Raw genomic sequence first — 26,495 nt, 5'->3', positions numbered from 1 at the left:
AGAATAAAAAATTGCCGAGAAAAATACCCTTTCTCGACAATCTGACCTTATCCCTTTAATAGGATAAGGCTTTTTTATTCTTAAGAAAAACTTATTACTTCGCTAAACGGGCGCTTCCGCTTTTCTTATAAAAAAGTCCGTTTCACTTTTTCCCAGAAGGAGTTGTCCTTAAGCTTTAGTGTTTTTAACTTTTTATCACTTATTCTTATGCTGATTTTCTCAACGTGACGAATACTTAATGCTTCATTATCCATCCCCATGGTAGGATAATCATTGCCTTCGGATATTACATTTAATGTAAGTGTTCGTTCACTTCCAACAATAAAGGAGGAATCTAGTGTTCGGTAAAGATTTGTATTTAGGGATGCTACTTCACTCACCTGCATGCAGGGGATAAGAGGGTCAACAATCGAACCCTTCACCGATTTATTATAAGCAGTACTTCCGGTTGGTGTCGCAACAATCAACCCATCCCCGCGAAAGGTTTCTAAATGGAGCTTATTAATAAAGACATCTACCACAAGTGTTTTTATAATCGAAGAACGTATGCTGAATTCGTTTAAACAAGTAAAAGTACCCTGACCATCAACGGATACGTCAATTAATGGATAACGACGGACTTTTAAATTTTCATTTGTAATAATAGCGTCAATCATTTTTGAAATATCATTAATTCGGAAATCACAATACATATTCAAGCTATCTTTAGTTGAAATCCCCATGTAAAGGCAATCATCACGGAAGCCGGTTTTCCTGACGGCTTGTAGAAATGTTCCGTCATCTCCAACACTGGCAATGATATTAGCATTTCGGTAATCAGTGACAATCGTAAAACCATAACGGTCGGCCACATCAAAAAGAGGAGCCATTTTTGAAAGCATATCCTCATCCCGTTTATGATAAAAGTAAATATTGCGCCTGTTTGCCATTTTATGTACCCCCTGGAAAAAGATGAGATAATTGTAACATGATTACCCACCCCAAAAATAATCTTTGCTAAAATAATGTTAGTCTGAAATTAGTTTAGCATTTTATTGAAACAATATAAAAGCAGGACATAAATTTTAGACTAAAAGAAAAAGGGGGACTAACTTATCTATGAATGGAAAACGGTGGGCTGCTTTAGGGATTGCGGCAGCGTTATTTTTTGTTTCTGTGGTAATTAATTTTTTATCAGCTACTACTTTTAAAGGGATTCAAACTGATTTTACCGACTTTATGGCATCAGCTGAGCAACCTTTTACAGAAGAGGTAGTCAATGAAGGGAACGAATTAAAGAAAATTGTGATTCTCGATGTCAATGGTGTCATACAGGACACTGGTGAAACTGGTTCCTTCCTACAAAGTGCAGGCTACAATCATCAGGATTTTATGAAAAAGTTAAACTATATAAAAAAAGATGATTCTGTAAAAGGGATAATAATAAAGGTCAACTCACCAGGCGGTGGTGTCGTTGAAAGTGCAGAAATTCACGATAGACTCGTTGAAATTCAAAAAAACAGTAAAAAACCAGTCTATATCTCGATGGGTTCAATGGCAGCATCAGGAGGATATTATATTTCAACTGCAGCAAAAAAGATTTATGCAAGTCCTGAGACGATGACTGGCAGCCTTGGAGTTATTATGGAAGGCATCAATTATGAAGGTCTTGCCGATAAGTATGGGGTTGATTTTGTCACCATAAAAAGTGGCAAGCATAAGGACATTATGAGCCCAACAAGAAAAATGACAGATGAAGAACGGCAAATATTACAGTCGATGATCAATAATTCCTATGAAGGATTTGTCAAAGTGATTTCAGAAGGGCGTAACTTGCCCGTCGCCCAGGTGAAAAAAATTGCTGACGGCCGTGTTTACGATGGACGACAAGCGAAGGATTTACACCTAATCGATGGGTTCGGCTACTTAGACGATGTAGTGAATCTTATGAAAAAACAAGAAAAGCTCAAAGGAGCGCAGGTGGTTCGTTATTCAGATTCACTTGGTTTGGGTTCCTTATTTACTATGCAGGCAAAGAAATTAATGGGTGAAAACGTTGAAATGGCTGGATTAATGCAAATACTTTCGAAGCCGAATTCTCCACGTCTCATGTATCTGTATGCAGAATAAGGGGGCTAATTAATGGATATAAATGAATATCAAGAAACCACGCCTGACAGAAAGGAAAATTATATCGTTCGTTATGCGGGCTTCTGGATGCGCTTTTGGGCGTATCTGCTTGATTTAGTGGTCGTGGGAAGCATTATTCGGCTGCTAATTAAACCTATATTTCGATTATTGGATATTCCTTTATCAGAAACCAATATGTTTGCGCCAGTCTCCATTTCATCGGCGGTCATCTTTTATTTATATTTCGTCTTGATGACAAAATATCTTAATCAAACCCTTGGGAAAATGGTGTTTGGATTGAAGGTAGTCGATTTAAAGAATGATCAATTGACCTGGGGAACCATACTCTTTCGTGAATGGATCGGCCGATTTATATCAGCAACGATTATCTTCGGATATATCATTGTCGCTTTTTTACCAAAAAAACAGGGCTTGCATGATCTCTTCACTGACACAACAGTTATCCATGTGGAACGGTGAAAATAAACCTATCAACAATTGTTGGTAGGTTTATTTTTTTATATAAAAGCAAATACTACCCGCTGAAAGGTTGTGATTGAAATTGTTTTGGGTGCTCCTGATTTTGTCCATTCTATTGCTCTTTTTCATTCTCATTCTTTTTACTAAATTAACAATCCTTATTAATTATTATCATCATAATGACAATGACGATCTAAAGATAAAATTAAAGATTTGGTTCGGGTTAATAAAATATACAATAAATGTTCCGTTAATAAAAGTGGATGATAATTCTCCTAGCATAGTTGTAGAAAGTAATACTAAAATGGGAGATTCCGCACGAGAATCAACTAAACAAGACACGAATCATATTACAACAGATGAGGTGGAGACTAATGCATCAAATGCCAAAAAATTACTCAATCATGTGTTCGGATTACATCGTATTGTCAGGAAGTTTTTTCGGAAGGTCACAATGAAAGGCTTAGAATGGAATACGCTGATTGGTCTCGGAGATGCGGCGCACACTGGGACAATAACCGGAGCAATATGGGCCTTTAAGGGGAGCATCATAGGGCTACTCAGTCATTATTTCAAACTTAAAGAAATGCCCAAAATATCGGTTACTCCACACTTTCAAGCTGCCGTAATTCAAACAAGATTTACATGTATTATTCAGTTTCGTATCGGGTATGCTATTCTAGCAGGATTAAAACTGTTTAGATTCTGGAAGGGCGGACTTCCGCACTTTAAAAAGAAAACTAATTTTGCAAATGATAAAACAAAATCCGTTTGAAAAAGGAGGAAACAGCCATGTCTGACCACCCAATTCAAGGTTTGATGACAACTGCAATGGAAAGTTTGAAAGAAATGATTGACGTTAATACGATTATAGGGGACCCAGTTGAGACCCCAGACGGCAGTGTTATTTTGACAGTATCGAAAGTAGGCTTTGGATTTGCTGCAGGTGGTAGTGAATTTAAGCTCCAAGGGTCTCAAAGTCAAGGGCAAGGAAAAGAACAAGGTCAAGGACAAAGTCAAGGTCAAGGTCAAGGTTCATCCCATCCATTTGGGGGAGGGAGCGGGGGCGGTGTTTCTATTACCCCAATTGCTTTTTTAATTGTCAACTCTCATGGAGTAAAAATGCTGCATTTAGATGAAAGCACCCATTTGTATGAGAAAATACTTGAACTTGCTCCTTCAGCGATTGATAAAGTTCAGCAAATGTTCTCAAAAAAGGACCAAGGGCAACAGCAAAATAGTTCGCAAGGATCTAAAAACGAGCATAAACCAAAAGAAGAGCTTGAATTATAGTAGGAAAGGTTAATCTTCCAAAAGACTAGGAAGATTAACTTTTTTCATGTCGCTAACGGGGCGCTAGCAATTTTCAATAAGTCTAAATAATTGCAAAATAGATATTGAAAAGATATATTTACACTGTACATATTTGAAGTGAAGTGGTTTACAACAATCGCTTGAACTTGGATACGACAAAGGAGGATGTATTATGGCAAATGTAACATTTAAAGGAAACCCAATTACTCTATTAGGCAATGAAGTAAAGGTAGGGGACAAAGCACCTAACTTCACAGTCCTAGCGAATGACTTATCAGCAGTAACATTAGAGAATACAAAGGGTCAAGTGCGTTTAATTACTTCCGTCCCATCTTTGGATACGGGTGTGTGTGATGCAGAAACGCGCCGGTTTAATGAAGAAGCAAATAGCTTAGGCAACGTGAAAATTTTAACTGTAAGCATGGACTTACCATTTGCACAAAAGCGCTGGTGTGCTGCAAGCGGAATAGAAAACGTTCAAACGTTATCTGATCACCGTGACCTTTCTTTTGGAGAAGCATATGGGGTTGCTATCCAAGAATTAAGACTATTGGCTCGTGCTGTATTTGTTGTTGATTCAAGTGAAACAGTGACATATGTTGAGTATGTTAGTGAAGCAACAAACCACCCTAACTACGAAGCAGCAATTGAAGCTGCAAAGGCTGCGAAATAGTAAAGCAGAAGGCCTCGGTATTACGAGGCCTTTTTGTTTGGTTAAAACTTGTATAAAATAGCTATACTCGATTAAAATGGATAAGGAATTTAAAGAGGGAGGGGAAAAGATGAACGTTTCTCCAGTAGAACAACTTTTTACGTTATTTAATGAAACAGCACTTCTTTTACAGGAAGAACTTAATTGTACATATTTAGAGGCACTTGCAGAAACTGGCGAGAATTTATTTCATGGCTCTATCCTTCAGTCTGAGGTCAGCGAACTAACAGAAAAAAGGATTAAGAAACAATATGAACAGATCAATTTAAACAAATTTTCAAACGAGGAACTTCGAAAGGCATATCAGCTTGTCATTTTAAAAGGGATGAAAGAAAGTGTTCAGCCTAACCATCAAATGACACCTGATACAGTGGGGATGCTTGTCGGTTATTTAGTAAATAGATTTATGAAACAGTCAACATTCCGCTTGCTTGACCCAGCAGTAGGAACCGGTAATTTGTTAACAACTGTATTAAATCACCTGCAAAAAAAAGTAGATTCTGTCGGTGTGGAGATTGATGACCTGTTAATTAAGCTTGCCTATGTTAATGCAAATTTACAAGAGCACCCTATTCAACTCTTCAATCAAGACAGCCTAGAGCCACTGCTTATCGACCCCGTAGATGCGGTCATCGGTGATTTACCTGTTGGATATTATCCGAATGATGTCAGAGCAGCGGAGTATCAAGTAAAGGCAGATGAGGGACATACCTATTCCCATCATTTATTCATTGAGCAAAGTGTCATGTATACAGCACCTGGTGGGTATTTATTCTTTATTATTCCTAATGGTTTATTTGAAAGTGAACAAGCCTCTCAACTAAGTGAATTCTTTAAAGAGCATGTCATTGTGCAAGGATTGTTACAATTACCCACGAGCATGTTTAATAATAAAAATACAGCTAAGAGTATCATCATCCTCCAAAAAAAGGGTTTAGGCGTGCAACCGCCAAAGCAGGCATTACTTGTCGATTTGCCTAGCCTTTCGAATGCAGTAGAAATGGATAAAATACTATCTAAAATGGAAAAATGGTTCCAAGAGAACAAAGGATGAACAGGGTTTAAACCCTGCTCATCCTTTTTTTCTGAGTGTTATAAATCTTATAAAATTACCGAAATATGTGAATATATTAACATTCGTAATGTAAACGCTGCCATGTGAATTATACCTTGAAATATAATATACACAATGATTAAATGAGGAAGGAAATAATCAAGAGCGGTTTGAGCAAAATAATGTTGTACTAACAAAAATTACTCCAAACCAGTGTTGTTATATAAAAGGAGCGGTAACAAAAATGGCAAAAATTATTGCAATTAATGCAGGAAGCTCTTCCTTGAAGTTTCAATTGTTTGAAATGCCAAGCGAAGATGTTATTACAAAAGGATTAATTGAAAGAATCGGATTGAATGATTCGATTTTTAATATTACAGTAAATGGAGAGAAAATCCAAGAAATCAGTGATATTCCTGATCATGAAGTCGCGGTTAAAATGCTTTTGGATAAACTAACCACTTTAGGGATTATCAAATCACTTGATGAGATTGTTGGAATGGGACACCGAGTAGTCCATGGTGGTGAAACATTTAATGACTCAGTGATTATCACAGATGAAGTATTAAAGAAAATTGATGAATTATCAGAACTTGCACCTTTGCATAACCCAGCAAATCTTACAGGAATTAAAGCTTTCATGAGTGTGCTCCCAAATGTTCCTGCGGTAGCTGTTTTTGATACGGCTTTCCACCAAACGATGCCAGAAAGTTCTTACCTGTATAGCCTGCCAATGGAGTATTACGAAAAGTATGGCATTCGTAAGTATGGCTTTCATGGAACATCACATAAATATGTTTCACAACGTGCTGCAGAGTTATTAGGTCGACCCGTTGAACAACTTCGCCTTATTTCGTGTCATTTAGGGAATGGAGCAAGTATTGCTGCGATTGAAAGCGGTATGTCGATTGATACATCTATGGGCTTCACACCACTTGCAGGGGTAACGATGGGAACTCGCTCAGGTAATATTGACCCTGCACTCATTCCATATATTATGGAGAAAACAAATAAAACAGCGGATGAAGTCCTTGATGTTTTGAATAAAAAGAGTGGTATGCTCGCTATGTCAGGCTTCTCTAGTGATTTAAGGGATATTGAAATTGAAGCAAAAAAGGGTAATGACCGCGCTCAACTTGCTCTAGATGTATTTGCAAACCGTATCCATAAATACATTGGTTCCTATGCTTCAAGAATGAATGGTGTAGATGCAATTATTTTCACAGCTGGTATCGGTGAAAATAGTGATACGATTAGGGAGAAAATCTTAAGAGGCCTTGAATTTATGGGTGTTTATTGGGACCCTGCTTTGAACAAAGTGAGAGGCGAAGAAACATTCATCAACTATCCACACTCACCAGTTAAAGTATTAATTATACCGACTAATGAAGAAGTAATGATTGCTAGAGACGTCGTTCGCTTAGCAAATACTCTTTAATAAACAGAAGGCAAAAGCTAATTTAATGGCTTTTGCCTTTTTATCCTTTTATTTCATTGTGATATACTGGAAATAGAAAGCCTTGCTGTGGAGGGGAATCGATCATGCCATTAACAGACCGTGAAGCAAAGGTCTTGAATGAAATACAGGATTGGGAAAGAAATTTACGTGAATTTGAGCCCAATGATTTCCAATTAACTTATGGAAAATATCTGCAACAATCATTCTTATTATTACCCGAAAAGGTTCAACGGCAATTCTTTACTGTTATTGATAGTTGGCTGTTTCATTTACATAGTATGATACAAGGCTCGCAGCTACAGATGGATGCAAAGGAGAGAATTCTTTCTGCGGGGCGGATATTTCATAAAGACTTAGAAAAAGTAGAAGACTTACGCCAATTAAAAATTGAGCAATTACAATACATTGCAGAGCAGCAAATTGCGAGGCATCGTCTATACTCTTTTGCTCAAGGTGGTTTAGCTGGGACTGGTGGTCCACTTCTTCTAAGCACAGACATACCAGCAATAGCCGTTATTAATTTAAGGGCCGTCCAATTAATTGCAATGACCTATGGGATTGAGGTTAATACCCCGTTTGAAATGATGACCTCTCTGAAGGTGTTTCATACGGCAACATTGCCGCCAAGGCTTCAACTAGAGGGATGGACCTTGTTGATGGATGAATTGGAGAATCGGGATGACTATTATTTTTATAAAGGAAATGAAGAAATTATTGATATTACATGGATTGAACAGCCAGTACAGCAACTATTGAAAGCGTTGGTTATTACATTGTTCCGAAAAAAGGTGATACAAGGTATCCCGCTTGTAAGTATGGCGATTGGTGCAGGCGCCAATTATCAGTTAACGAGAAAGGTAACTGATTTAGCGCATAAATATTATCAACTTCGTTACCTAAAAGAAAAAGAGGAGTATATTGGATGAGTTCTCATGAACATAAAAAGGAAGCCCCAAAAACGGTAAATTGTAAAGTAATTACAGTTAGTGATACAAGAAATAGTGAAACAGACAAAAGTGGTAAACTGATGATGGAACTGCTTGAACAAGCAGGTCACAAAATTATAGATTACGTGATAGTAAAAGATGAGGCCGCACCAATTCATGATGAATTAGTAAAGGGCTGTTCAAGAGAAGAAATTGATGTCATTTTAACAAATGGCGGCACAGGGATTGCAAAGCGAGACGTAACGATAGAAACTGTACAAAATTTACTAGATAAAGAAATTGTTGGATTTGGAGAATTGTTCAGGATGTTGAGCTATCAAGACGATATTGGCAGCGCTGCAATTCTTTCAAGGGCCATTGCGGGGGTGATAAAAAATAAAGCTGTATTCTCCACCCCAGGCTCAACTGGTGCAGTGAAACTAGCGATGAATAAATTAATTTTACCTGAACTTGGCCATGTAGTGAGAGAAATACAAAAAGACCTTTAATAGAGAAAACTCCCTTTTTCGATGGAAAGGGAGTTTTTTATTGATGGACTTTTGTTGAAAGAACTTCGTTTGCTCGGTACCATAGCCATAAATCATTAATAATCGAAGCTAGTTCCGCAATTTCGGTGTTCAGTTGACAGGAGCGAGGGAAATTACTTTCATTCGAAAGAAGTGCTTGTTTCTGATTAATTTGATTTTCTAGTTCTCCAATCCGGTCCGGGATAGAGCCGCGAACTTGTTCCCAATATAAGAGAATCTCTTCCTGTGATTCTATGCTGTAATCAGCCAATTCCATTGTTAAATCGGGGAGCTGGATACCAAGACGATCATCAAATGAAAAATATTCTTTCATATAGTTGCCTCCAATCTATTTATTAGTATTTTATTATACTATACATGTATAAACCATTCTCTACAAACCTATTTTTAAGGTGAATTTAGTGTATAAAAAAGCACGAAGCATATTGCTGCGTGCTTTTGAAAATTTCATATTTATTCGGAATCTTTGTCTGTGCGTACGACGAGAACGTCACAAGCTGCATATCGGGTGATATGTTCAGAAACACTGCCGATAAAGAACCTTTCCACTACATTTAATCCAGTAGCACCGCAGAGAATTAAATCAATATTGTTTTTTTTAGCCAAATCTCTAGGAATTCTTATTTTAGGAGAGCCGTGGTCTATTTCATATTGCACTTTTGTTAATCCTGCATCCTCCGCTTGTTTTAGATAATTTTCAAGCATATCTTTTGCAAGCTTTTCTGCCCGATCACCAATAACTGTATCGTAAGCCTCAATTAAAGCAAACGTCCTAGTGTCAATAACATGGACTAATGATAGGGTGGCGTCATTTCTTTTGGCAATTTCAATGCCCTTTTTAAAAGCCCAATCTGCTTCTTTTGAACCATCAATAGCGACTAAAATATTCTGATATTTAAGTCCCATGATTTATCATCTCCTTACTTAAATTATACATTATTTAACAAGGAATAACTGTTACAATTTTTCGAACAATAAAGAGGTAGTTTACAAAGGAAAGGAGATTGTCGGATGGTAAACCATGACCAGAATAAAAAGTTTTTGTTTGAGTTTGACGAACAGGGTACGATTGAAGTAAGCCAACAAATTATGAATTCGTATACTAGTGGTTTTATTGGCGAAGGAACAGCGATTGCTGATAGTGAGGATTTTTCTGGGACAGAGAGCTAAGTAAAAAATGTATAGATACTGAGGGACTGTCCAATATTGGGCAGTCTTTTTTTCTGGACATGTGTCTTGGGAATTTTTAAGGTTACAGGCAAATACCCAAGAATATGCATATACACTTGCATATTCTTTAATGTGTCAATTAATTAGAAAATGAGGAGGAGAATTATGAGTACAGAAATGTATGGAATGCCTAATAACATTGATGTGCAATATGATGTGATGAACCCAGCAGATGAAAGAATTCATGGGGGATTCGGCCACTTTGGTGGATTCGGCCACGGAGGATTCGGACACTTTGGTGGATTTGGCCGGCCAGGATTTGGATTTGGTGGCTTCGGCAGACCATTTGGATTTGGGTTTGGAAGACCATTTGGATTCGGCTTTGGAAGACCATTTGGTTTTGGCTTCGGCAGACCATTTGGTTTTGGATTTGGGTTCCCATTCTTAACTGGGTTAGCAGCAGGTGCCTTATTAGCTCCAGGTTTCGGATACGGTTACGGTTACGGATATCCGTACTATCCACCGTACCCATACCCGTACCCATACCCTTATTATCCTTGGTATTAATGAATCATTAAAACATAGGCTTTGCCATAATCGGCAAAGCTTTTGCTATATTTTTTATGGAATTAAAATGTGTATTTGTTATCATCAATGAGAATACATCTATCTTATGAAAAAGGTTATAATAAAATTGGCTTGGTCTATTTTTCTATGAATAATAATACTTGGAGGAAAACACATGCGGATCGGAGTACCTACGGAAATCAAAAATAATGAAAACCGTGTAGCCATGACACCTGCTGGAGTGGTCAACCTAGTGAAATTTGGTCATGAGGTTTTTATTGAAAAAGGAGCAGGTCTAGGCTCTGGTTTTTTAAATGAGGATTATGAAACTGCTGGTGCAAAATTAGTAGATACAGCAGAAGAAGCATGGTCCATGGAAATGGTAATGAAGGTTAAAGAGCCGCTTCCTAGTGAATATAAATACTTCCGAGAAGGCTTAATATTATTTACATACTTACATCTTGCACCTGAACCAGAATTAACCAAAGCATTGATTGATAAAAAAGTAGTGGGTATAGCCTATGAAACGGTTCAGTTACCTAATAGAAGTTTACCATTATTAACACCGATGAGTGAGGTCGCTGGAAGAATGGCTGCTCAAATTGGTGCTCAATTCCTTGAGAAGGTTCATGGAGGGATGGGTATTCTTCTTTCTGGTGTCCCAGGAGTCCAAAGAGGAACGGTAACTATTATTGGCGGAGGTGTGGCTGGAACGAATGCGGCTAAAATGGCGATTGGTTTAGGGGCAAAGGTGACCATTATTGATTTAAATCCAGATCGGCTTCGTCAATTAGATGATATTTTTGGATCCGATGTGACAACCTTAATGTCCAATCCTTATAATATTGCCGAAGCAGTAAGGGAGTCGGATTTGGTCATTGGTGCTGTTCTTATTCCGGGGGCCAAAGCACCGAAACTTGTAACGGAAGCGATGATTCAATCAATGAAACCTGGCAGTGTCGTTGTCGATATTGCAATCGACCAAGGCGGTATTTTTGATACGACTGATCGGATTACTACTCATGATAATCCAACCTATGTGAAGCATGATGTTGTCCATTATGCTGTTGCCAATATGCCAGGTGCGGTACCAAGAACATCAACCATTGCGTTAACAAACGTAACCGTACCATATGCGGTTCAAATTGCAAATAAAGGATACAAACAAGCATGTCTTAGCAATGAAGCATTATTGAAGGGTATCAACACACTAGGCGGGTATGTAACTTACGAAGCAGTAGCAGACGCACATGGACTTGAATTTTTAGATACCAAAACATTGCTGGAAAAATAGAAAAGAAGAGGGGTTTGTTCATTCACGCTTCATCGGCGTTATGAAGGACAATTCTTCCGGTCTTTAGTGAGTTTTGTCCTTTATAGGCGTTAAGAAGGACAATTTTTCGTTTTTTTTGTGAGTTTTGTCCTTCATCGGCGTTAAGAAGGACAATTTTTCGTTTTTTTTGTGGGTTTTGTCCTTCATCGGCGGTATCAAGGACATTCTTTCCGGTTTTTTGTGAGTTTTGTCCTTCATCGGCGTTATGAAGGACAATTTTCCGGTTTTTTGTGAGTTTTGTTCTTCATCGGCGTTATGAAGGACAATTTTTCGTTTTTTTTGTGGGTTTTGTCCTTCATCGGCATTATGAAGGACATTCTTTCCGGTTTTTTGTGAGTTTTGTCCTTCATCGGCGGTATCAAGGACATTCTTTCCGGTTTTTTGTGAGTTTTGTTCTTCATCGGTGTTATGAAGGACAATTTTCCGGTTTTTTTGTGAGTTTTGTCCTTCATCGGCATTATGAAGGACATTCTTTCCGGTTTTTTGTGGGTTTTGTCCTTCATCGGCATTATGAAGGACATCGGTGTTATGAAGGACATTCTTTCCGGTTTTTTGTGAGTTTTGTCCTTCATCGGCGGTATGAAGGACATTCTTTCCGGTTTTTTGTGAGTTTTGTCCTTCATCGACGTTATGAAGGACAATTTTTCGGTTTTTTTATGAGTTTTGTCCTTTATCGGCGGTATGATAGACAATTCTTCCGCAATTTTATTAAGTTTTGTTCTTCATATGTATGTGTGTCGGTAATCTGTGGTATTGGTTACCCGAAATCGCGCATGTTTGTTCAAAAAAAAAACCAGCTCCTAAAAAGGAACTGGTTTAATAAAACTAAATATGTAGCCGCATTTGCCGTATTAATATAAGAAAGTTTTAAACCACCACTCCTCAAAGTGGGTGTTCTCAGAAACTTTTCTGCATGTCCTCCAGGTCTTATAGACAGAGGCTTGTCATTCGAGCTCCAATGGTTAAACTCCCTTTTACAGCTTAAAGGTTAAAACTTTATTATGACTACGAACAACGCAGCTTGTATTTATATAATATACCAACTCTTCACAGATTTCAATGTAAAAAAAGTCCAAAAGAAATTATTTAATGATTTGTAACTCTTTTGGGAATTTTGTGAGGACTTTTGCCCCGTCTGAGGTAATAAACACATCGTCTTCAATGCGAACACCAGCCACATTTGGTACATAGATACCTGGTTCAATCGTGTATACCATACCTTCTTCAATAATAAGGTCATTTGTCTCAGTTAATGATGGGTATTCATGCACGCTTATCCCGAGACCATGCCCAAGGCGGTGTGGAAAATACTCTCCGAATCCTGCCTCAGCAATGATTCGACGGGCAGTTAAGTCCACTTCGGCTGCACGAACCCCTGGAATGCTTGCTTCAATGGCAGCAAGCTGGGCTTTTAATACGGTGTCATAGATTTCCTTTTGCTTGTCATTAATGTCCCCATAAGCAACCGTTCTAGTGATATCAGAACAATACCTGTCAACCACCACACCCAAATCAAATAAAACAAGATCGCCTTTTTGAATTTTTGTTTCTCCAGGGTTTCCATGTGGAGAAGCTGCATTTGCTCCGGTAAGCACCATTGTCGAAAACGACATTTCGGTCACACCCTTTTGTTTTAGGGCGTATTCTAAGGCATTAAGTATTTCCAACTCCGTTTTGCCTTCCTTGATTTCATTAGCACCGAATTCAACTGCGTAATCGGCAAGGGCACAGGCCTCTTCAATAGTTTTTAACTCCTTGGCATCCTTAATCATTCGAAGCATTCGTAATTTTTCTTCAGCAGAAACAAATGATGCCTGCGGGAATAACTTTGAGAGTTGTTCATAACGTTCCACATTCATATGTTCTTTTTCAATAGCTGCTTTTGACACGCTGTTTATTCTTTTATTGATGGAATTTAGAATCATTTCCCACGGATTGTCAATGTCGCTATAGCCGAGAATTTCATTGGCCCAGCCAGAACGTTTGGCATCGTGGACTTCCATCCCTGGGCAAACAAGGAAGGGCTCGTCTGTTTGAAAGACTGCTAGTGCGAGCAAGCGTTCATGTGGATTGGTGTAATATCCGCTTAAATAAAATACATTCTCTGATGAGGTTAGGAAGCTAACTTCAATATCGTTTTCTCTCATCCATGTTTGAAGCTTAGTTAATCGCTGATTCATTTTTACTCCCCCTATGTAATTCATGTCCTATGATGAGATTATCAATTAAAACTTGAAATGTAAACTAACTGACCACCTTATACTTCTCCTTGCTTAAAATCAATATATTAGGATTAAACTAGAGATATGGGAGGAATTCTAGTTATCGTATGGAAGTATATACTATATGAAAACCGAGAGGAGCAAGTCGAATGAAAATTTCGTATCATGGACATTCAGTTGTACAAATCCAAACAAACGGGAAAACCATCTTAATTGACCCCTTCATAAATGGCAATCAATTGACGGACTTGAAGGTGGAGGAACTAAGACCAGATGTCATTATTTTATCGCATGGTCACAATGACCATGTCGGGGATACAGTTGAGCTGGCAAAGAAAAATAACTCACTTGTCGTTGCTAACCACGAAATTTCTACTTACTTAAGCTGGCAGGGAGTTCATACCCATGGTATGCACATCGGTGGTGCCCATCAATTTGAGTTTGGCAAAGTTAAACTAACGCAAGCCTTCCATGGATCAAGCTTTACAACAGAAAATAATGAACTCATCTATTGCGGCATGCCTGCTGGAATCTTATTTATGAATGAAGGAAAGACGATTTATCATGCTGGGGATACGGGGTTATTTTCAGATATGAAGTTGATTGGTGAGCGCCATCCGATTGAAGTAGCCTTCCTGCCCATAGGTGATAATTTTACAATGGGGCCTGAAGATGCAGCATACGCAGCAAAGCTGTTAAAAGCTAATACAGTTGTGCCAATCCACTACAATACCTTCCCGCCAATCAAACAAGACCCGTTTAAGTTTATTGAGATGCTGGAAGATAAAAACGGTAAAGTACTCCAACCAGGCGAAGCCATCGAAATTTAATTGTACTTAGGCGATTTACATACTTTTTTCCTTCCACTATGCATAAATATGGAACAAGCAGTCTTTTAGGAGGAGGAAATACAATTGAAAAAGAACAGATATTTACTTTGCCTGTTACTCTGTGGCATCTTGCTTTATTATGGAGCACCAAGATTATCTATTTATGCTGATGGGGCTCAAGGGATATTTTCATTAGCCTGGCTCTCATTTGCCTTAATCGTTATCGCTGGAAATCTTACTGGCCTTCTTTATAGCCCCAAAAAGCAAGGACATAAACTTCAATCGGAGCGACGATCTAGGAAGAAATCTAGGTTCTATCATTGAGAATTAAGAGTAATGTAAGAATCCGCATTGAATCAAGGCTTTCAACACTCTATAATAAAAATTATATGTAATCCGGGTTATTCTAAATGGAATAATTGGAATTTGACTATAAAGGGTGAAGGTCTTGGCCACTAAGCATGAACAAATTTTACAATATATTGATGGTCTCCCTATTGGAGAAAAGATATCTGTCAGACAAATTGCCAAGGCGATGTCCGTTAGTGAAGGAACAGCCTACCGTGCGATTAAAGAAGCGGAAAATAAAGGATATGTAAGTACCATCGAACGAGTTGGAACGATTAGAATAGAACGGAAAAAGAAAGAGAATATTGAAAAACTCACTTTTGCTGAGGTAGTAAATATTGTTGATGGTCAGGTATTGGGCGGAAGAACGGGCTTGCATAAAACCCTAAATAAATTTGTTATTGGTGCCATGAAATTAGAAGCCATGATGCGCTACACTGAGGCTGGTAACCTATTAATAGTCGGGAACCGGACTCAGGCGCATGAACTTGCTTTAAAAGCTGGAGCCGCTGTGCTCATAACCGGTGGATTTGATGCTGACGATTATATCAAAAAGCTAGCAGATAAACTAGAAATACCGGTCATCTCAACGAGCTATGATACGTTTACGGTCGCAACCATGATTAACCGGGCGATTTATGACCAATTAATCAAAAAAGAAATTATTTTAGTCGAAGATATTTTAACCCCTCTTGCTGATACTTTTTATCTAAAAACGACGGATAGGGTGTCAAAATGGCATGAATTTAACCAACAAACTGCACACAGCCGCTACCCAGTAGTTGACCAAAACATGAAGATTCAAGGGATGGTAACAAGTAAGGACATTTTAGGTCAGGATTTAGAAGCATCCATCGATAAAATTATGACCAAGCACCCCATGTCGGTAAATGGGAAGACAAGTGTGGCTTCAACTGCCCATACCATGGTCTGGGAAGGAATTGAAGTACTTCCTGTTACAAATGACTCAAACCGTTTGGAAGGTATTATTAGCAGGCAGGATGTTTTAAAAGCATTACAAATGAACCAGCGGCAGCCACAGGTCGGGGAAACTCTCGACGATATCGTTACAAATCAAATAGTATTAATGCAGGGAAAAGCAAAAGGAGAAGAGGTTTACTCTTGCGAAGTAACCCCGCAAATGACCAACCAACTTGGAACAATCTCTTACGGTGTGTTTACAACGATTGTCTCTGATGCAGCAAACCGTGTATTACGGAGTTATAAAAAAGGCGATCTTGTCGTTGAAAATATGACTATTTACTTTATTAAACCTGTTCAAATGGAGAGTATATTAGAAATTTATCCGAAAGTTCTTGAAGTCGGACGTAAATTTGGAAAAGTGGATGTAGAAGTTTTCAATGAAGGAATATTAGTTGGAAAAGCAATGATGATGTGTCAATTGCTTGATAGAAATTAGACAGCTATCAAATTTATATCAATAAAAAAAGCCGCTTCACTAATGGAGAAGCGGCTTCAATAATTATTTTTGCAGTTCAAAATTTTTTGCTTCCTCGATTGCGAATGGAAGGTAATGTTTGTATTTTTTGAAACCGATCCAGCTGAATAATGCTCCATAAACAATAAATACAGCGGCAACTATATACATAACCGTTGTTTCGGAAATAAATAACAAGTGATTAACTCCAAATAAAAAGACAAAAAGCCCTAGGGCAATATTTGATTTAGCAGCAAGCCATTTCTTTTCTACTAAACGGTTGCTTCTGATGTATTTTGTTTTATAAAATAGATAGAAAGCAAATAGTATAGCAATTAATACAACAAGTACAAACATATTATTTCCTCCAAGCATAGAAAATCTTCTATTATTGTAACTGTAAAAACAAAAAAATACCACATTTGGTTTATTAGTTGGTAAAGGAGCATTGCACATGATTGAGCAGATTTTAGCAGAGATTGAACAATTTGAAACCATCATTATTCATCGTCACGTCCGTCCAGACCCCGATGCCTACGGTTCACAAGGTGGATTGGCAGCGATTCTTCAAGAATCCTACCCAAATAAAAAGATTTATGCCGTTGGTCTAGAGGAACCAACCCTTCATTACATGCGCAGGCTTGATGTGATTGAAGATGAAGTATATAAGGGTGCATTAGTGATCGTTTGTGATACCGCAAATGCTGAAAGGATTTGTGACAAGCGTTATTCTCTGGGTGAAAAGTTAATAAAAATTGATCATCATCCAAATGAGGACCCGTATGGTGATTTATTATGGGTGGATACAAGCGCTAGCTCTTGCAGCGAAATGATTTATGAATTTTATTTAAACGGAAAAGACAAAGGGCTAAAAATGAATGATGCAGCAGCGAGATTGTTATACGCTGGCATTGTCGGTGATACTGGAAGATTTCTTTTCCCGAGTACGACGGAAAAAACACTGGGGTATGCTGGGGAATTAATTCATTATAATTTTTCACGGACTGAGCTATTTGACAAGATGTATGAATTGGATACCAATATCATTAAGTTAAACGGTTTTATACTCCAAAATTTTGAGTTACAGAATAACGGTGTTGCCTCCGTTAAGCTAACAAAAGAACTATTACAAGAATACAATGCAAAACCCGCAGAGGCATCCCTCTTAGTTGGAACATTAGGAAATGTAAAAGGAATAAAGGCATGGGTATTCTTCATCGAGGAAGCAGAACAGATAAGGGTACGTCTGCGTTCAAAGGGTCCTGTAATCAATGGAGTTGCAAGGCAGTTTAAAGGTGGGGGACATCCACTGGCATCAGGAGCATCCATCTATTCTTGGAACGAAGTGGACGATGTATTAAAAGCACTTGAAGAAGTATGTGAAAATTATTCTTTTAATAAATAGAAAAATCGGCCCTTGTGAGAGTGAGGGTCGATTTTTTATTATTCAAAATGAATCTCTAATTGGATCGATAGGTTTGTATAAAAAACCATTTCTTTAACCTTTAGTTTATACCTTTTATCATTTATTTTAATCGGTTTATTTTCAATAATTTTTTTCAAAAGGTCCTTACTTTTGTAGACGGTTTCGATATCTTTTGCAATCATCATGCTAATATCATCTCTAACCGAGTCCTCTGTCTCTAATACACTTAAAGAATCAAGTTTATATTTTTCCCAGTTTGCAATTCTAATGTTGATTTTCTGGACTGTAAGTTGTTCAATATTTCGCTTATTAATTTCTTTATATTCTTCCTGCCAAATTTTTTTCTCTCCGTTTAGGTCAATAATTTCCTTCGCTTGTGTCCGAATTAATTCGGTGTTCTTTTCCTGCCACACCCCATAAATATATAAAAAAATACACCAGCTAATCACACCGCCTACGGCCATTCCTCCAAAAAAACGCTGCCAGGAAGGTCTTCGATATAATGGCGGGATTCTCATGATGAGATATGCTCCTGGGTTAACCAATTAATCAGGAGGGCACCAGTCTGGGCCCCGCCTAAGGCAGAGAGTATTAATAAAAATTGTTTAAAAAGATCCTTTGTATTCGCATCAAATAAGCCTCTTTCAAACGTATAAACCGCGTCAAATGTCCCGCCAATCGCCGAAACAATCGCCCAAATTCGAAGCGCTGATGATAAGCGGTAAACGGTCGTTAGCGGTGGCTGTCCGGTTAGAAATGAGGCTATCCCACCAATAAGCGAACCACCAAGCACCACACCTAAGGCAATAAAGTAACTTTCTATAAAAGCAGGAAAAAAACCAATTTCTTTCATCTCGTCAACCGCCCTTACCCATAATCAATTCCAATACTCATTTATATGGACAAACATTTACAAATATGTTTTTTAAAAATGAGAACATATTTTCTTTTTTATCAATAACGTTCTATAATAAAGGGAGAGATTATGGAATTAAGGGTGTGACAATATGTCTTTTATTCACCTACATGTATATAGTGCATATAGTTTATTAACAAGTACGGCATCTGTCCCGGATTTAATTGAAAATGCACAAAAAAAAGGCTTTTCTGCGATCGCCTTAACCGACAGAAACGTCATGTACGGAACAATTGAATTTTATAAGTTGTGTAAGAAAAATAATCTTAAACCCATCATCGGGTTAACTGTGGATGTAGAAAGTGAAAACAACAATAACGAGTCTTATCCATTGGTCTTACTCGCAGAAAATGATCATGGCTATAAAAATCTATTAAAGATATCTAGTACGGTTCAAACAAAAACGGATCATGGGATTCCGCTCAGATGGTTGAAACATTATTCGGAAGGGCTTATAGCAATTACACCTGGACTAGAAGGTGAAATTGAGCAGTCCATCTTAAATGGTGAAGAAGAAATTGCCAGAAATATAATAAGAAAACTAGATTCCATCTTCGGCAGAGACTGCTTTTTTCTAGCGATTCAAAATCATCAACTCGAACAAGAAACAACCATCAGAAATCAGTTTAACTTGATTTCAAAAGAAATGAATGTCCCGCTGGCAGCGACAAATCAGGTCTATTATTTAGAAAAAGAAGATATGTTTGCCCAAGAGTGTTTATTAGCCATAAAAAATGGCGATAAATTGCAGGACGATCACAGAGAAAAGTTGGAAAACGATCAGTTCTATTTAAAAACTGCAAGTGAAATGGTGGATCGCTTTTCTGATGTCCCGGATGCATTAGAAAATACACTCAGGATTGCAAACAGATGCGACTTTAACATTGAACTAAATAAGACTTATCTGCCAGCATTCCCAACGGAGAATGGAATGCAAGCTTCGGAGTATTTGGAATTGTTATGCAAACAGGGATTAAGCGAACGTTTTTCTGCCCCATCTCAGGAATATTTTGATCGTTTGTCCTATGAACTATCAGTTATTAAGCGAATGGAATTTAGCAACTACTTTTTAATTGTTTGGGATTTTATGAGATATGCCCGCGCGCAGGGAATTCTAACAGGTCCAGGAAGGGGCTCGGCAGCAGGATCGCTTGTTGCTTATGTTTTATACATAACTGATGTGGACCCATTAAAGCATAATCTATTGTTTGAACGATTTCTAAATCCTGAGCGAATTTCGATGCCAGATATTGATATTGATTTTCCAGATCATCGGCGCGATGAGGTGATTAATTACGTTTCGGCGAAATACGGTGAACTACATGTCGCGCAAATCGTAACATTTGGAACCCTCGCAGCAAAAGCTGCATTAAGGGATGTCGGTAAGGTATTCGGGTTAAATTCAAAGGAACTAGAACATTTATCAAGGACGATTCCGTCGCGATTAGGAATAAACCTGCAAGGAGCCTATAAAGAATCGGAACCACTTAGAAGATTTATTAAGGAAAGCCCGATGAATCAACGGCTTTTTGAAACGGCTTTAAAACTAGAAGGTCTACCGCGCCACACTTCCACCCATGCAGCTGGTGTGGTCATAAGTGAGAAGCAGCTAATTGATTTAATCCCCATTCAACGCGGGTCTAACCAGGTATATTTAACGCAATTTTCAATGGAACATCTCGAAGAGATCGGCCTTTTGAAAATGGACTTTCTAGGCTTACGGAACCTTACATTAATCGATTCAATTTTATCTTCTATCTATCGGAAAACTGGTAAGAAAGTAAACATCAACTCGATTCCATTAGAGGACACTGTGACCTTCAACCTGTTAGCAGACGGAGAAACGACAGGTATATTTCAGCTGGAATCTGAAGGGATGCGCAAAGTTCTAACCCGCTTAAAACCTTCCCGATTTGAAGATATTGTGGCAGTCAATGCCTTGTACCGTCCAGGACCAATGGAAAATATCCCACTCTTTATTGATAGAAAACACGGCGTAAAGAAAGTAGAATATCCACACCCTGATTTGGAGCCTATCCTTGAGAATACATATGGCGTCATTGTTTACCAAGAGCAAATCATGCAAATTGCTTCGAAAATGGCTGGTTTTTCACTTGGTGAAGCCGACCTTTTAAGAAGAGCGGTCGGGAAAAAGAAAAAGGAGATTCTTGATAAAGAGCGGAGTCATTTTGTCCAGGGAGCGCTAAGAAAAGGGTATGAACAAATACTAGCCAATGACATCTACGATTTAATTGTTCGTTTTGCTAATTATGGCTTTAACCGAAGCCACGCTGTTGCCTATAGTATGATTGCATACCAGTTAGCTTTTTTAAAAGCAAATTATCCGGTTTATTTTATGGCCGGCCTTCTTACATCGGCAATCGGAAATGATACGAAAATAGCTCAATACATCATGGAAACAAAACAAAAGGACATCAAGGTCCTGCCTCCATCCATCAATAATAGTGGTTACTCCTTTCAAGTAGAACAGGAAGGAATACGTTACAGCTTAGCGGCCATTAAAAGCGTAGGGGCTGCCGCCTTAAAAGAGATCTTTCAGGCAAGGAAAAAGAAAAGATTTGTAGACTTATTTGATTTTTGCATTCGGGTTTCCTCAAAAGCCATCAATCGAAAAACACTTGAGTTCCTGGTCCATTCTGGCTGCTTTGATGAATTTGGAGAGGATCGTGCCGTTCTGCTCGCTAGTTTAGATGTAGCGATGGAGCATGCACAAATATTTAAACCATCTGAAAATAACCAATTTGATTTATTTGAAGAAGAATTCATACCAAAGCCTAACTATATGCAAGTCGATCCCATAAGTCTGGAGAATAAGCTGACATTTGAAAAAGAAGCACTTGGCTTTTATTTATCGGACCATCCGGTCTCTATTTATGAAGAGCAACTCAAACATGCAGGGGCACACGCCCTTTTTGGGATCAAAAATCAAACCCAAAGGATTTCATCAGGCGTTTATATCACCTCTATGAAATCCATTCGTACCAGGAAAGGCGATTCAATGGCCTTTTTAACGGTAAGTGATGCAAGCGGCGAAATGGAAGCAGTGGCATTTCCGAATGTATACAAAAAATATTCGCATCTATTAGGGCACGGGAAATTTTTATTGATTGAAGGGAAAATAGAAGAACGTGAAGGGAAGCAGCAATTTATCATTCAACAAGTTTCAAACTTAGAAGAGTGGTTACAAACTAAAACTGTTAAACAGTCAGTCTTATATTTGAAAATAGTTGAGGATAAACAGGATGAATCTTCTCTTCAGCAATTAAATCAGCTGCTAAAAGAATATCAAGGAACAGCAGCGGTGATCTTACACTATGAAAAAAACCGGAAAACAATTAGACTGGGGTCAGAAAATAATATCAATCCTACCCCAAAATTACTGCAATTATTAAGAAATGTGCTAGGTGCAAAAAATGTTGTTTTGAAGGAATAATTCTTTACAACTTTCGAAGATATGTTATAGTGATAATGAGACAAGTGTGGTCTGACCACCAAAAAAATAGGACTACATATAGCGGGATGTTAAATAATTTTTTGTGAAAATTTGAGGGGGAACTATCTTGACTTTACGGGAAGAAGCATTACATATGCATCGAATTAATAAGGGAAAGTTAGAGTCGAAATCAAAAGTTTTAGTCCGAAATGCACATGATTTAAGTTTAGCTTATTCACCAGGTGTTGCAGAGCCATGCAAAGATATTTATGAGAAACCAGAATTGGTTTACGAATATACCATGAAAGGGAACATGGTTGCAGTTGTATCGGATGGCACCGCTGTTCTTGGACTTGGTAATATTGGACCTGAGGCAGCTCTCCCTGTTATGGAAGGTAAAGCAGTACTATTTAAAAGCTTTGCTGGTGTTGATGCTTTTCCCATCTGTTTGAACACAACTGATGTTGACAAAATTGTTGAAACTGTAAAATTACTTGAACCTACTTTTGGAGGCGTAAATCTTGAAGATATTGCTGCTCCAAATTGTTTCGTGATTGAGGAAAGATTAAAAAAGGAAGCAAATATTCCAATATTTCATGATGATCAGCATGGGACAGCAATTGTTACGGTTGCAGGTCTTGTCAATGCACTTAAGCTTATCGGCAAAAAAATGACAGAAATTAAAGTGGTCGCAAACGGTGCTGGTGCAGCGGGAATTGCCATTATTAAATTGTTATATAGTTACGGTGTTAGGGACATAATTATGTGTGATACAAAAGGCGCCATCTACGAAGGGCGTCCACAGGGTATGAATGCAGTTAAAGCTGAAGTAGCGAAATATACAAACCGAGATAACCTAACAGGCAGCCTTGCAGATGTAATTAAGGGTGCGGATGTTTTTATCGGAGTTTCAGTTGCAGGTGCACTTACAAAAGAAATGGTAGCATCAATGAATCCAGATTCTATTATTTTTGCTATGGCCAATCCGGACCCTGAAATTATGCCTGATGAGGCAAAAGCAGCAGGAGCAAAAGTGGTTGGAACAGGCCGTTCAGATTTTCCAAACCAAGTGAACAATGTTCTCGCATTCCCAGGAATTTTCCGTGGGGCACTCGATGTTCGTGCCACCCATATAAATGAAAAAATGAAAGTCGCGGCTGTAGAAGCTATTGCCAACTTAATCAGTCCAGATGAGCTGAATGCCGACTATGTCATTCCCGGACCTTTTGACCCGAGAGTTGCTCCAGATGTTGCAGCAGCAGTCGCAAAAGCAGCAATGGAAACCGGGGTTGCCCGCATTAAGGTTGATCCTGAAGAAATAAAGGAAAAAACAAAGAGGCTCGCAATTATTGGCAAAAGTGAGTGATACGTTAGTGGGAAACAATACTAAGGTATATTTAGAGATTGTTAAGCAGTTACGAGAAATGATTACAATCGATGGATTACAATCCGGAGATAAGATCCCATCTGAACGAGAGTTGTCGGAGCGCCTGAATTTCGGGCGCTCTTCCGTTAGAGAGGCACTTAGGGCATTAGAATTGCTTGGGTTAATTGAAACACGGAGGGGCGAAGGGACGTTTATTCGCGACTTTCGGGGCAATCATCTCGTCCAGCTTCTTAGTACATTTATTTTACAGGATGAAAAAGCGAAACGTGATGTATTTGAGACAAAGTGTTATATTGAGATGGACTGCCTAAGATTAGCTTTGCAAAAAATAGATAACAAAAATATAGTGAATTTGAAAGAATGGGCAAATCAAGATAACAGCGTAAATGATGATGAGTTTTTTTATCAAATTATTGAGATCGCAGATAACCATCTTTTCTCTAGAATTTGGTCTATTTTAAAAGAGTATTACCATTCGCTTGAATCAAAAAAAATCGTCAATCCTCGTCAAGACTATCTATTACTAATTGAGGCCCTGTCTGAAAAGAATGAAGTCAAAACACTATCTGCATATTACGATCTACGGAATTTGTCTGTTTTTTAACGACAAATACTAACAGATTTTGAACCCATTTTAATTTATAGTGTAGGTTAACCAAGCCCTAAGATAGGGTATTTTTATTTCAATGGTGGTCTGACCACAATGGATGTATGAAGTTTAGTATGAATAGAAAAACTTCTAAATAGTATTAATTGGAGAAACTTGCCAGAGTTATCGTAACACAAGGGAGGTTTAATTTTTGGCGCTAAAAGATCTTTTTTCAAAAAATCCTACAAAAAAGAAGAAATATGCTCAAATACCGACTGAAACTGCAAAAAATGATGTTCCCGAAGGAATTATGTCAAAGTGCCCTTCATGTAAGAAGATTATGTATACAAAAGAATTAATGAAAAATTTAAAAATATGTTTGCATTGCGGTCATCATTTTCCAATGAACTCAAAAGAACGGATTGACACTTTCATAGATGAAGGAAGTTTCGTGGAAATGAATGATAATATGATTTCAAAAAATCCATTAAACTTTCCTGACTACCTTGAAAAGCTTGAAAAAGACCGACAAAAGAGTAAATTGAACGAGGCTGTTGTCACTGGAATTGGAACAGTTAACGGTCATAAAATTGTTCTCGCCATTATGGATGCATCGTTCCGAATGGGAAGCATGGGCTCAGTTGTTGGCGAAAAAATTACGCTAGCTATTGAAAAAGCGGATGAGTTAAATGTTCCGTTTATTATTTTTACCGCATCAGGTGGAGCGAGGATGCAAGAGGGTGCCTTAAGCTTAATGCAAATGGCAAAAACAAGTGTTGCCTTAAAAAGGTTTAGTAATAATGGTGGATTAATCATTTCGATTATGACGCATCCGACAACTGGTGGTGTATCTGCGAGCTTCGCATCATTGGGAGATTTCAACCTAGCTGAACCAGGTGCGCTCATTGCATTTGCTGGACGGAGAGTTATTGAACAATCCATCCGCGAAGAATTGCCTGAGGATTTTCAAACGTCAGAGTTTCTGTTAAAACACGGTCAGTTGGATGCAATTATCGTTCGAAATGACTTAGTTGAGAAAGTCACAAACATTCTAGAAATCCATCAACCTGGAGGTGTGCTCAGATGGTAGGAGAATTAGAATTTGAACGCCCGGTCATCGAGCTGAGAAAGAAAATCACTGATTTAAAAGAGTTCACCAAAACCGCTGATGTTGACTTAAGTTCAGAAATTAGCAAATTAGAGACTAGGCTTGAAAAGCTTGAGCAGAGTATCTATGAAAACATTAAGCCTTGGGATCGGGTACAAATTGCTCGTCTTCCGAACAGGCCGACAACGCTAGATTATATTCCCTATCTGTTTGAGAATTTCTTTGAATGTCATGGCGACCGAACCTTTGCTGATGATGAGGCAATAGTGGGCGGAATTGCTAAATATAAAGGATTACCTGTAACAGTGATTGGCCATCAGCGCGGAAGAGACACGAAAGAGAATATTCGCAGAAACTTTGGAATGCCACATCCAGAAGGCTACAGAAAAGCACTTCGATTAATGAAACAAGCAGATAAATTTAATCGACCGATTATCTGTTTCATTGATACAAAGGGTGCCTATCCTGGAAAGGCAGCAGAAGAACGCGGGCAAAGTGAAGCAATTGCTCGTAATTTGTTTGAAATGGCTGGTCTTAGGGTTCCGGTGGTTTGTATAGTGATTGGTGAAGGCGGGAGTGGCGGCGCTCTTGCACTTGGAGTTGGTAATCGTATCTATATGCTGGAGAATTCAACCTACTCGGTTATTTCACCGGAGGGTGCTGCGGCAATATTATGGAAAGATGCAGCTCTGGCTAAAAATGCAGCCGAAACAATGAAAATAACCGCACCGGACTTAAAAGTACTAGGCGTCATTGACGGGATCATTCCCGAAATTAAGGGCGGTGCCCAAAGAGACGCAATCAAGCAAGCAGAAGAAATTGATAATGTACTTAAGACAGCGTTGCAGCAGCTGCTTAAGCTTTCAGAAGATGAATTAATTGCTGATCGTTACAACCGTTTCAGGACTATTGGTGAATTTGCAATTGTCAATGAATACATCGGGGTTAATTAATTTAACGTGCTCATTACGATGGGCACTTTTTTTGTTTAATTCACAAAATGTTCACCAGAAATCCATAAAAAGTTTGCTGATGACGCTTACAAGAGTGAATAAAGCGTTTCCAGTTGATAGACTATTCTGCCTATTATAAATACTAATACCAG

29 protein-coding genes and 1 other RNA gene are annotated in these 26,495 nt (G+C 38.3%); 21 read left to right on the top strand and 9 right to left on the bottom strand.

Translation table 11 applies throughout. The features are described from left to right. Nucleotides 1-125 precede the first annotated feature (125 nt). On the bottom strand, nucleotides 126-929 hold the full coding sequence (locus tag ACSU6B_RS07625) for an NAD kinase (protein WP_410884063.1): 804 nt from the start codon (nucleotides 927-929) through the stop codon (nucleotides 126-128). 169 nt (nucleotides 930-1,098) lie between these two features. Here ACSU6B_RS07625 and sppA point away from each other — a divergent pair, with 169 nt between their 5' ends. From sppA to ACSU6B_RS07580, 9 genes are all read left to right on the top strand, one after another. Further along, a complete protein-coding gene (gene sppA / locus ACSU6B_RS07620) occupies nucleotides 1,099-2,109 on the top strand; it encodes a signal peptide peptidase SppA (RefSeq protein ID WP_410884061.1) in 1,011 nt (336 codons plus the stop codon). Nucleotides 2,110-2,121: 12 nt separating this feature from the next. Further along, on the top strand, nucleotides 2,122-2,589 hold the full coding sequence (locus tag ACSU6B_RS07615; protein ID WP_410884059.1) for an RDD family protein: 468 nt from the start codon (nucleotides 2,122-2,124) through the stop codon (nucleotides 2,587-2,589). Nucleotides 2,590-2,692: 103 nt separating this feature from the next. Beyond that, the gene (locus ACSU6B_RS07610; protein ID WP_410884057.1) at nucleotides 2,693-3,364 is read left to right on the top strand and encodes a DUF2953 domain-containing protein; all 672 of its coding nucleotides are present in this window, start codon (nucleotides 2,693-2,695) and stop codon (nucleotides 3,362-3,364) included. Between the two features lie 17 nt (nucleotides 3,365-3,381). Next, nucleotides 3,382-3,882 (top strand): GerW family sporulation protein, encoded by a 501-nt coding sequence (gene ytfJ, locus ACSU6B_RS07605; RefSeq protein ID WP_410884055.1) that lies wholly within the window; start codon nucleotides 3,382-3,384, stop codon nucleotides 3,880-3,882. Nucleotides 3,883-4,075: 193 nt separating this feature from the next. Further along, entirely contained in the window at nucleotides 4,076-4,576 is a 501-nt protein-coding gene (gene tpx, locus ACSU6B_RS07600) for a thiol peroxidase (protein WP_410884053.1), read from the top strand. A 109-nt stretch (nucleotides 4,577-4,685) separates the two neighbouring features. After that, nucleotides 4,686-5,669 carry a class I SAM-dependent methyltransferase gene (locus ACSU6B_RS07595; protein ID WP_410884051.1) on the top strand — a complete coding sequence of 328 codons (984 nt, stop codon included), beginning with the start codon at nucleotides 4,686-4,688 and terminating at the stop codon, nucleotides 5,667-5,669. A gap of 244 nt (nucleotides 5,670-5,913) precedes the next feature. Next, nucleotides 5,914-7,107, top strand: a complete 1,194-nt coding sequence (locus ACSU6B_RS07590) for an acetate kinase (protein ID WP_410884049.1) — start codon at nucleotides 5,914-5,916, stop codon at nucleotides 7,105-7,107. 104 nt (nucleotides 7,108-7,211) lie between these two features. Further along, on the top strand, nucleotides 7,212-8,054 hold the full coding sequence (locus tag ACSU6B_RS07585) for an EcsC family protein (protein ID WP_410884047.1): 843 nt from the start codon (nucleotides 7,212-7,214) through the stop codon (nucleotides 8,052-8,054). Next, nucleotides 8,051-8,563, top strand: coding sequence for a MogA/MoaB family molybdenum cofactor biosynthesis protein (locus tag ACSU6B_RS07580; protein ID WP_410884045.1), 513 nt, complete (start codon nucleotides 8,051-8,053; stop codon nucleotides 8,561-8,563). Before ACSU6B_RS07585 ends, ACSU6B_RS07580 begins: the two co-directional genes overlap by 4 nt. A 37-nt stretch (nucleotides 8,564-8,600) precedes the next feature. Here the strand turns inward: ACSU6B_RS07580 and ACSU6B_RS07575 are convergent, their stop codons facing one another. Then, entirely contained in the window at nucleotides 8,601-8,915 is a 315-nt protein-coding gene (locus tag ACSU6B_RS07575) for a hypothetical protein (protein ID WP_410884043.1), read from the bottom strand. 140 nt (nucleotides 8,916-9,055) lie between these two features. Then, on the bottom strand, nucleotides 9,056-9,508 hold the full coding sequence (locus ACSU6B_RS07570) for a universal stress protein (protein WP_410884042.1): 453 nt from the start codon (nucleotides 9,506-9,508) through the stop codon (nucleotides 9,056-9,058). A 105-nt stretch (nucleotides 9,509-9,613) separates the two neighbouring features. On the opposite strand from ACSU6B_RS07570, the gene ACSU6B_RS07565 reads away from it, so the two are divergent. The 3 genes from ACSU6B_RS07565 (at nucleotide 9,614) to ald (ending at nucleotide 11,633) form a co-directional block, all read left to right on the top strand. Next, on the top strand, nucleotides 9,614-9,772 hold the full coding sequence (locus ACSU6B_RS07565) for a hypothetical protein (protein ID WP_410884040.1): 159 nt from the start codon (nucleotides 9,614-9,616) through the stop codon (nucleotides 9,770-9,772). A 165-nt stretch (nucleotides 9,773-9,937) separates the two neighbouring features. After that, nucleotides 9,938-10,339 (top strand): hypothetical protein, encoded by a 402-nt coding sequence (locus ACSU6B_RS07560; RefSeq protein ID WP_410884038.1) that lies wholly within the window; start codon nucleotides 9,938-9,940, stop codon nucleotides 10,337-10,339. Nucleotides 10,340-10,514: 175 nt separating this feature from the next. Then, a complete protein-coding gene (ald, locus tag ACSU6B_RS07555; RefSeq protein WP_215001063.1) occupies nucleotides 10,515-11,633 on the top strand; it encodes an alanine dehydrogenase in 1,119 nt (372 codons plus the stop codon). Nucleotides 11,634-11,875: 242 nt separating this feature from the next. Here the strand turns inward: ald and ACSU6B_RS07550 are convergent, their stop codons facing one another. The 3 genes from ACSU6B_RS07550 to ACSU6B_RS07540 form a co-directional block, all read right to left on the bottom strand. Beyond that, entirely contained in the window at nucleotides 11,876-12,364 is a 489-nt protein-coding gene (locus tag ACSU6B_RS07550; protein ID WP_410884036.1) for a hypothetical protein, read from the bottom strand. 138 nt (nucleotides 12,365-12,502) lie between these two features. Continuing rightward, nucleotides 12,503-12,698, bottom strand: a non-coding RNA gene (gene ssrS, locus ACSU6B_RS07545) — 6S RNA. 56 nt (nucleotides 12,699-12,754) lie between these two features. Beyond that, nucleotides 12,755-13,852, bottom strand: coding sequence for a M24 family metallopeptidase (locus tag ACSU6B_RS07540; protein ID WP_410884034.1), 1,098 nt, complete (start codon nucleotides 13,850-13,852; stop codon nucleotides 12,755-12,757). Between the two features lie 191 nt (nucleotides 13,853-14,043). Here ACSU6B_RS07540 and ACSU6B_RS07535 point away from each other — a divergent pair, with 191 nt between their 5' ends. The 3 genes from ACSU6B_RS07535 (at nucleotide 14,044) to ACSU6B_RS07525 (ending at nucleotide 16,492) form a co-directional block, all read left to right on the top strand. Next, nucleotides 14,044-14,724, top strand: a complete 681-nt coding sequence (locus tag ACSU6B_RS07535) for a metal-dependent hydrolase (protein WP_215001060.1) — start codon at nucleotides 14,044-14,046, stop codon at nucleotides 14,722-14,724. Between the two features lie 84 nt (nucleotides 14,725-14,808). Continuing rightward, complete coding sequence (locus ACSU6B_RS07530) at nucleotides 14,809-15,048, top strand: hypothetical protein (RefSeq protein ID WP_088089241.1); 240 nt, start codon at nucleotides 14,809-14,811, stop codon at nucleotides 15,046-15,048. Between the two features lie 124 nt (nucleotides 15,049-15,172). After that, entirely contained in the window at nucleotides 15,173-16,492 is a 1,320-nt protein-coding gene (locus ACSU6B_RS07525) for a DRTGG domain-containing protein (protein WP_410884032.1), read from the top strand. 63 nt (nucleotides 16,493-16,555) lie between these two features. Here the strand turns inward: ACSU6B_RS07525 and ACSU6B_RS07520 are convergent, their stop codons facing one another. Continuing rightward, the gene (locus ACSU6B_RS07520; protein ID WP_168245312.1) at nucleotides 16,556-16,867 is read right to left on the bottom strand and encodes a YtpI family protein; all 312 of its coding nucleotides are present in this window, start codon (nucleotides 16,865-16,867) and stop codon (nucleotides 16,556-16,558) included. Nucleotides 16,868-16,964: 97 nt separating this feature from the next. Between ACSU6B_RS07520 and ACSU6B_RS07515 the strand changes: the two genes are divergently transcribed. Then, nucleotides 16,965-17,915 (top strand): DHH family phosphoesterase, encoded by a 951-nt coding sequence (locus ACSU6B_RS07515; RefSeq protein WP_410884030.1) that lies wholly within the window; start codon nucleotides 16,965-16,967, stop codon nucleotides 17,913-17,915. 38 nt (nucleotides 17,916-17,953) lie between these two features. Here the strand turns inward: ACSU6B_RS07515 and ytrI are convergent, their stop codons facing one another. Then, a complete protein-coding gene (gene ytrI, locus ACSU6B_RS07510; protein ID WP_215001056.1) occupies nucleotides 17,954-18,454 on the bottom strand; it encodes a sporulation membrane protein YtrI in 501 nt (166 codons plus the stop codon). Further along, nucleotides 18,451-18,789, bottom strand: coding sequence for a YtrH family sporulation protein (locus ACSU6B_RS07505; protein WP_088089236.1), 339 nt, complete (start codon nucleotides 18,787-18,789; stop codon nucleotides 18,451-18,453). The genes ytrI and ACSU6B_RS07505 overlap by 4 nt, the downstream gene beginning before the upstream one ends. Nucleotides 18,790-18,943: 154 nt before the next feature. Between ACSU6B_RS07505 and dnaE the strand changes: the two genes are divergently transcribed. The 5 genes from dnaE to accA all read left to right on the top strand — a co-directional run bounded on the left by dnaE (nucleotide 18,944) and on the right by accA (nucleotide 26,343). Further along, complete coding sequence (gene dnaE / locus ACSU6B_RS07500; RefSeq protein ID WP_410884027.1) at nucleotides 18,944-22,306, top strand: DNA polymerase III subunit alpha; 3,363 nt, start codon at nucleotides 18,944-18,946, stop codon at nucleotides 22,304-22,306. A gap of 127 nt (nucleotides 22,307-22,433) precedes the next feature. Further along, on the top strand, nucleotides 22,434-23,672 hold the full coding sequence (locus tag ACSU6B_RS07495) for an NAD(P)-dependent malic enzyme (RefSeq protein WP_168245308.1): 1,239 nt from the start codon (nucleotides 22,434-22,436) through the stop codon (nucleotides 23,670-23,672). Continuing rightward, the gene (locus tag ACSU6B_RS07490; protein ID WP_410884025.1) at nucleotides 23,656-24,297 is read left to right on the top strand and encodes a FadR/GntR family transcriptional regulator; all 642 of its coding nucleotides are present in this window, start codon (nucleotides 23,656-23,658) and stop codon (nucleotides 24,295-24,297) included. The genes ACSU6B_RS07495 and ACSU6B_RS07490 overlap by 17 nt, the downstream gene beginning before the upstream one ends. A gap of 196 nt (nucleotides 24,298-24,493) precedes the next feature. Beyond that, complete coding sequence (gene accD / locus ACSU6B_RS07485; protein WP_410884023.1) at nucleotides 24,494-25,372, top strand: acetyl-CoA carboxylase, carboxyltransferase subunit beta; 879 nt, start codon at nucleotides 24,494-24,496, stop codon at nucleotides 25,370-25,372. Then, the gene (gene accA, locus ACSU6B_RS07480) at nucleotides 25,366-26,343 is read left to right on the top strand and encodes an acetyl-CoA carboxylase carboxyl transferase subunit alpha (RefSeq protein ID WP_410884021.1); all 978 of its coding nucleotides are present in this window, start codon (nucleotides 25,366-25,368) and stop codon (nucleotides 26,341-26,343) included. Before accD ends, accA begins: the two co-directional genes overlap by 7 nt. Nucleotides 26,344-26,495 lie beyond the last annotated feature (152 nt).

The sequence above is a fragment of the Neobacillus sp. C211 genome, assembly GCF_051842875.1.
In the GTDB taxonomy this organism is placed as follows: domain Bacteria; phylum Bacillota; class Bacilli; order Bacillales; family Cytobacillaceae; genus Neobacillus.
Note: the sequence above shows the minus strand (reverse complement) of the source record. Positions and strands in the feature narration are given on the sequence as shown.